This is a genomic window from Maledivibacter halophilus (assembly GCF_900167445.1).
GTDB lineage: Bacteria > Bacillota > Clostridia > Peptostreptococcales > Caminicellaceae > Maledivibacter > Maledivibacter halophilus.
Window position 1 is genome coordinate 20870 of the sequence record NZ_FUZT01000028.1, and the last position, 6899, is coordinate 27768.

A 6899-nucleotide genomic window follows, 5' to 3' on the forward strand; every position below is an offset into this window, starting at 1 on the left:
CGGTTTTTTTAATATACTTTGTATAATAAAATATTAACAATTATCATATTTGCAATTAGCATGCCAACTATATTTTTGAAAAATATGATAAAATAATAAGTAAATTAAGCCTATATTTAGTCCATCATTTGACTATTTAACTTATTTTGGAAATACTATCAGGTTATTGTGTAGTATTTTTTTAAAATTGTGTAGGTATTTTAACACACCTTGTATTGTATTTAATAAAGAGTACGCTTAAACATTGAAACAGAATTTAAATATCTGACATTAATATCACTATTTATTTTTTAATTTAATTGAATAATAAGTAATCAATCTTTTTAAATCTATGCAATATATTATGAAAGGAGAGCAATATGAAAAAAGATAATTGGTTAAATGATCGAGAAATTAAATCTGAACTAAAAGAGTATCTCAGCCCTTTGATCTTAGAAACTTTGGGCGGCCTTATTATTTTAGATGAAAATTGCAGAATAATTTATATAAACGATCTATATGCAGACTCAATGTGTGTAGACAAAGAAACATCAATTCACAAGCACATAACTGAAGTTGTAGAAGATACTCGATTGCCTATCGTTTCTCATACAAAGAAATCAGAAATAGGAGTAATCTATAAAAGAAAAAATAAAGCATTCATTGTCAATAGATATCCATTAATTAAGGATGGAAACCTAATAGGAATTGTCGGCTTATCAACTTTTGAGGACCATAATCATATCGAGATGCTGAATACACGTATTCAAAGCCTTGAAAAAGAATTATCTTACTATAAAGAGAAAAAATTTCGAAATAATCCTGCAAAATATAGCATAGATGATATCGTTACAAAAAATAAATACATGATCCAACTTAAAGAACTAACTTATAGGGTTGCATCAAAAAAATCTTCTGTGCTCATTTCTGGCGAGAGTGGCACAGGAAAAGAACTTTTCGCTCATTCAATTCATTCACTAAGTAATAGATATAACAAATCCTTCGTAAGGATTAATTGTGCTGCTATACCAGAAAGCCTCTTGGAATCAGAGTTGTTTGGATATGAAAAAGGAGCATTTACTGGCGCTTTAAAAGAAGGGAAAATGGGTGATTTTGAAATCGCTAATGGTGGTACAATTATGATGGATGAAATTGACTCTCTTCCCTTGTATCTCCAATCAAAACTGCTACGTGTTCTTCAGGAAAAAGAGATAAAAAAAGTTGGTGGAAGTCGTATTATTCCTATTGATGTAAGAATGATTTTCACTACGAATAGAGATCTACTTGAGCTATCTCAACGAGGTGAATTCAGAGAAGATTTATATTATAGAATAAATGTGGTGAATTTATCAATTCCGCCATTAAGAGAAAGAGTTGATGATATCCCAATATTAGTTAATAGATTTATTAAGAAGTATAATAGTGAGTTAGGAATGAATATATCAGGAATATCAGATGAAGCAATTAAACTGCTGTCTTCATATGAATGGCCAGGAAATGTTAGAGAACTTGAAAATTCTATTGAAAGAGCATTTATATATGCTGTCAATGGTATTCTAGGTATTGAGCATTTTCATCTTTATATAAATAAACCTAATAATCTTAGCGGATCGATAAGCAAAAGCAGTAAAAATCTAAGTGAAATCAGATATTCTGCAGAAAAGAAAGCCATCATTGAAGCATTAGTTGCTTCAAGATGGAATAAAAAAAAGGCAGCTGAACTACTTGGTATAGATCGAAGCGTTTTATATTATAAAATGAAAAAGTATAATATAAACGAAAAAATATAATATAAATTTCAAAAAAATTTAAAGTCTGTAAAAAAACGAGAGTGTAAATAATTCTCTGGGTATTGATTGCAAGGACCTCCAATATGAAGGAATATGGGAGGATGGAGAAGGGCATGCAAAGAGGAGAGGACAAAGAAGGGAGAGGATGAAAGCATTATTTTGGGAAGGCGATGGATTTCTTCTTCTTTACAAGCGGCTGGAAAACGGAGCTTTCCAGTGGCCTAAAACTACCGGCGAGATTAGGGAAATCACCTATCAGTAATATAGGCAGAATTGTAAGCAATCTTATGATTTTCTTCCTTTTGATACATTTTTTCTATTTCCCCTTATAAATCTTCTTCCCTTGTGGGGCAAATCTTAGACAATTTTCCTTTAAGAGCCAGGGGTATAAGTAAAGAATCAGATAAATAGTTATGTTTTTATTGGTTTTTAGTATAATATCCCTTTTTTTACACATTCTAAAATTGGAGGTGTTTCAAAATGCATTTAACTCAAAAGGAAAGATACTTATTAGAAGATCAAAAGAGTCATGAAGAATTGTGTATCAAGAAGTATAGTAATTATGCAAACCAAGCTAAAGATCCTCAATTAAAACAACTTTTTACTCAACTAGGTAATCAAGAGCAACAACATCTTAATACCATCAATCAAATTATGAATGGTCAAGTTCCAAATGTTAATCAACAACAGCAACAAGATATGCAAAATCAACAAAATCAGTCCATGAGTCAAAGTGGAATGAAAAATCAAAATGATGCTGATTTATGTACCGATCTTCTTACCACAGAAAAATATGTTTCTGCTACCTATAATACAGCAATATTTGAATTCACAGATACTAATATTAGGAAAGCATTAAATCACATTCAAAAAGAAGAACAAGAGCACGGTGAAAAAATATTTAATTACATGCAAAGTCACGGTATGTATAATGTACAATAATTAATTAAAAAAACTATGAAACTAGGGACAGTTAAATTTTATTTAAGAAGTTTAACTGCCCCTAGTTTCATATCTTACAGCAGGAGCTGTATAAATTCTGCAACTTTCGCTGCATGTTCAAGACCTATGAAACTACTGATAAATAGTATTTTTTTTATCATTTTCTTCCTTATTTATAATAAATTAATTTTCCAATTGACATGATTTGTCTTAGGTATGATTCGCTATTTCATTCTTAATATCCACAATCATTTTAGCAATTTCGGGATGCTTTTCCACTTGCTCACCTAGTACAAAAAATGTTCCCTTAGTTTTATTCTTGTTAAAAATATCTAAGATCTGAGGAGTAAATTTAGGGTCTGGACCATCAGTTGATACTCTTTGAAACACATCAGTAAAAATAAATCTAAATACTTCTCCTTGATATATTGAAATAATTAAAATGGAGATAATAATAAAAATCAATATTGTTATTAATCAACGTTTTGATATAAATACAATCATTTTCAGGAATCCTCATTTCATTTTAATAAATATATTTGAGTCATTATTATCTTAATTATTATTGTATTACGTATTCTTCAACTCCCTTACTAATAGCCTTAGCAATTCTTCTTTGATATTTTTCATTTTTAAGAAGTTTTCTATCATCAACATTTGTCATAAATCCTACTTCTATCAATACTCCAGGAATATTAGTTTCTCTTAAAATATAATAATCATTTGGAAGAACTTCAGTTTTTACTTCTTCATAACCTGCGATATTTTTATAAAGTATGTGATCAATTGATTCACATATTTTCAAAGCTAATTCTTTGCTTTTGTCAGAGTCCTTATAATAGAATATTATGACGCCCTTTGTTTCTATCTTTCTAGGATTTGAATTAGCATGAATACTCAAAAATAAGTCCGCATTACTTTCATTAATAATACTTTTCCTGGCATGTAAATCTCTTCTATATCTTGAAGATTTCAGATTACTTCTATTTTCTAGCGAAACATCTTCCTCTCTTGTCATTATCACATTAATATTTTTTCCATTTAACTCTTTGTGAAGCTTTAAACTAATATCAAGATTGACATCTTTTTCTAAGATTTCATTCTTATAACTTGTTCCTCCGTCTATACCACCATGACCAGGATCAATTACAATTGTTTTGTTAGTTAATAAATTATCCTTCGCGAAAGTATTTATGTATTGTACTTTACTATATGTAAGAAAAATAATAAGAAATAAAAGCAATCCCCCTATAATAAATCTCTTTACCGTTTTTGCACTAATGACTATAAACAAAGACTTCAAAAAATCACCTCTATATTCAATTAAATTTTCATCCTAATAGTAATATATTAAATCCATAAGCCATTATTCTAATATAATAATTAACGATTTGTTTGTATTTTTTTCCCTTTAATATTATTGGCTAAGGTTTTGTATTTATTAGATAATGATGAATATATATATTTATAAGCTATAACATTGTTTAATTTTAAAAGGGGGTTGCTCTATGTTTGTTATTGTTTCAAGAAAACACTTATTATTAGCTTTATTAATTGTACTATTTTCTCTTGTCACTATTAGCTTTATGTCCATTTTATATACTAACACCATAGAAACTAATGTCAAAACAACTAGCTATGTAGCCATAATAATAGATGATTTTGGAAATAACAGTCAGGGAACCAAAGATATGTATGAACTTGATATTCCATTAACTGCTGCTATAATGCCATTTCAACCCTCCAGTAAAAGTGATGCCAAAGCAGCCTATGATGCTGGATTGGAAATCATATTACATATTCCAATGGAACCTGTGCATGGAAAAAAAAAGTGGTTAGGACCAAGAGGAATTACATCTAGTTTATCAAACAATGAAATTCAAAATTGCATAAAAGATGGCTTGTCACAAATTCCAATGGCTGTAGGAATGAATAATCATATGGGTTCTAAAGCCACTCAGGACAAGAGAATAATTAAGTCTATACTAGAAATTGCAAGAGGGAAAGATTTGTTTTTTATAGACAGTAAAACAACTGGAAATTCTGTGATACCAAATATAGCAAAAGATATGAATGTTAAATTTGCAGCTCGTGACATCTTCCTTGATGGAACGCAAAATCAAATTCATATAGAAAAACAGATAGAAAACTTGGGAGAAATTGCATTGAAAAGGGGATACGCCATTGGAATTGGACATGTTGGAATAGAGGGCGGAACAGTTACTGCAAAAGCTATTAAATCAATATATCCTAAATTGCAAAATAAAGGGATAAAATTTGTTTATATATCTGACATAATTAATCTACTATATGATGACAATATAGAGTTTAGAAATTAACCACTATCTATTTTAATACGTCCTATTCCTTAAAAAGGAGTTGCACTGATTTGAAACTTTTTGATAAGAAAATACTAGGATTTAAGTTAATAACAAAGAATCAGATACACAAAACTTTATACGTTCCCGAAAAATCACATCAAGAGGTAATTGGCATTCATGGAACATATATTCAAAGATATTATATAAATCCTCAATTTCTGCCTTATCCCCTGAACTCTTGTATATACCAGATAAAACACATCCCGGATCACCAACTTTATTATTATCATAATCTACAATATAAAAATAAAATGGACAATATCCATACTCATCATCTAAGAAATTCGAAATTCTATTTATTCTTCTATCATCAGAATAATTCTCCTTTAGGCTATGTTTAAAAATCTCATCTCCTACTACATCATGAATAGAAAGATAAATGATAATTTTATTTAAACAATGGTTCATAATTGTTGATGTTTTTCTATAATTCTATAGTATATTGTGCTATAATATAGAAAAAGTGCGATTTTTTAATGTTTTTATTTTTGAACCACATAAGGAGGTATTATGGAGCATAATTTAGTTTTTTACAGTGAAAAAATGAAAGAAATACACGAATTAGCCAAGCAATATGCTCCCTTCTCAACTTCAGTGATGATTCAAGGTGAGACTGGAGTTGGGAAAGAAGTCATAGCAAACACCATTCACAAATATAGCCCAAAATCAAATATGCCATTTATAAAAGTTAATTGTGGGGCTATCTCGGAATCACTTGCTGACTCTGAACTTCTTGGCTATGAAAATGACACCTTGACAGGTAATGGTTCTAAAGGTAAAGTTGGTATTTTTGAGTCAGCTTACAATGGTTCTTTACTATTAGATGAAGTTGGTGAACTATCTCCTATACTTCAAGCTAAGCTTCTTAGAGCACTACAAGAACAAGAAGTAAAAAAACCTGGAATAAGTTGGTCAAAATCAGTAGATGTAAGAATTATTACCTGTACCAATTTAGATATAGTTAATCAAGTTAAATCCAATAAATTCAGAAAGGACTTATTTTATAGATTAAACGTAGCAAATATTGAAATACCGCCATTGCGTAAAAGAAAAGAAGATATCATGCCGTTATTGGAATGTTTCCTGCGAGAATTAATTAATAGGTATAATATTAAAAAATCATTTAGTGAAAATGCATTATTCAACATTTATAATCATAAATTTGAAGGTAATGTAAGAGAACTAAAAAATATAGTTGAATCATCATATATCACTGCCAAAAATGAAGTCATAACCTTGGATGATTTACCAAGATATTTGATTGATACAAAAGATGCAAGTAAGTCATCTTCTTTTTTGTCTGACAGACTTGATAAATACGAAAAAGAAATAATATCAAATGCATTACTATGTACTAGCAGTATTCGAAGTGCAGCTAGCTTATTGGGTCTTAGTAACGCTACTTTATTAAGAAGAATTGAGAAATACGATTTAAGAGACATTATTAAATAATTTTAGATCTTATTTCAATTAGCAATCTGGTAATATGTCAAGATAATATTTTAAAAGAAAACAAAAGAAATGTTTAAAAAAGAGTAACCTTAATAGAACCTATGGTTTTTCACAAAAAAACAGGTTTAGGATAGGAAAATATTTTATTTAATCTCTCCAACTTTATCATTGGAGTAGATTTGATTTTTAGTCAGCAAGCTAAAAATCAGTCGTATTAATTTACGAGATGTAAGTGCGAGTGCTCTTTTATGCTGGTGAGTAGTTACTTCACCATATTTCTTGTAGTAATATTCTCTGTACTCAGGATTGCGGTTTTTAACACTGTTAGCAGACTCGATTAAGTAGTATCTAAGGT

General features: G+C 29.3%; 8 protein-coding genes and 1 pseudogene. 5 read left to right on the forward strand and 4 right to left on the reverse strand.

Annotated elements, in window-relative coordinates; all coding sequences use genetic code 11:
• Positions 1-359: 359 nt before the first annotated feature.
• The 3 genes from B5X81_RS26480 to B5X81_RS26490 all read left to right on the forward strand — a co-directional run bounded on the left by B5X81_RS26480 (position 360) and on the right by B5X81_RS26490 (position 2711).
• A complete protein-coding gene (locus tag B5X81_RS26480) occupies positions 360-1769 on the forward strand; it encodes a sigma-54 interaction domain-containing protein (protein WP_079496026.1) in 1410 nt (469 codons plus the stop codon).
• Between the two features lie 91 nt (positions 1770-1860).
• Positions 1861-2031, forward strand: a complete 171-nt coding sequence (gene tnpB / locus B5X81_RS28895; protein ID WP_408606858.1) for an IS66 family insertion sequence element accessory protein TnpB — start codon at positions 1861-1863, stop codon at positions 2029-2031.
• A 218-nt stretch (positions 2032-2249) separates the two neighbouring features.
• A complete protein-coding gene (locus B5X81_RS26490) occupies positions 2250-2711 on the forward strand; it encodes a spore coat protein (RefSeq protein WP_079496028.1) in 462 nt (153 codons plus the stop codon).
• Positions 2712-2921: 210 nt separating this feature from the next.
• Here the strand turns inward: B5X81_RS26490 and B5X81_RS26495 are convergent, their stop codons facing one another.
• Together B5X81_RS26495 and B5X81_RS26500 are read right to left on the reverse strand one after the other, a co-directional pair.
• Positions 2922-3101 (reverse strand): polysaccharide deacetylase family protein, encoded by a 180-nt coding sequence (locus B5X81_RS26495; RefSeq protein ID WP_170917623.1) that lies wholly within the window; start codon positions 3099-3101, stop codon positions 2922-2924.
• Positions 3102-3273: 172 nt separating this feature from the next.
• Positions 3274-4014 carry an N-acetylmuramoyl-L-alanine amidase family protein gene (locus B5X81_RS26500; RefSeq protein ID WP_170917624.1) on the reverse strand — a complete coding sequence of 247 codons (741 nt, stop codon included), beginning with the start codon at positions 4012-4014 and terminating at the stop codon, positions 3274-3276.
• A 205-nt stretch (positions 4015-4219) separates the two neighbouring features.
• Between B5X81_RS26500 and B5X81_RS26505 the strand changes: the two genes are divergently transcribed.
• The gene (locus B5X81_RS26505) at positions 4220-5050 is read left to right on the forward strand and encodes a divergent polysaccharide deacetylase family protein (protein ID WP_079496031.1); all 831 of its coding nucleotides are present in this window, start codon (positions 4220-4222) and stop codon (positions 5048-5050) included.
• Positions 5051-5131: 81 nt separating this feature from the next.
• Here the strand turns inward: B5X81_RS26505 and B5X81_RS26510 are convergent, their stop codons facing one another.
• The gene (locus tag B5X81_RS26510) at positions 5132-5500 is read right to left on the reverse strand and encodes a hypothetical protein (protein WP_079496032.1); all 369 of its coding nucleotides are present in this window, start codon (positions 5498-5500) and stop codon (positions 5132-5134) included.
• A gap of 102 nt (positions 5501-5602) precedes the next feature.
• Here B5X81_RS26510 and B5X81_RS26515 point away from each other — a divergent pair, with 102 nt between their 5' ends.
• Entirely contained in the window at positions 5603-6544 is a 942-nt protein-coding gene (locus B5X81_RS26515) for a sigma 54-interacting transcriptional regulator (RefSeq protein WP_079496033.1), read from the forward strand.
• 143 nt (positions 6545-6687) lie between these two features.
• Here the strand turns inward: B5X81_RS26515 and B5X81_RS27990 are convergent.
• A pseudogene (locus tag B5X81_RS27990) lies at positions 6688-6899 on the reverse strand (IS110 family transposase); the annotation flags it as partial.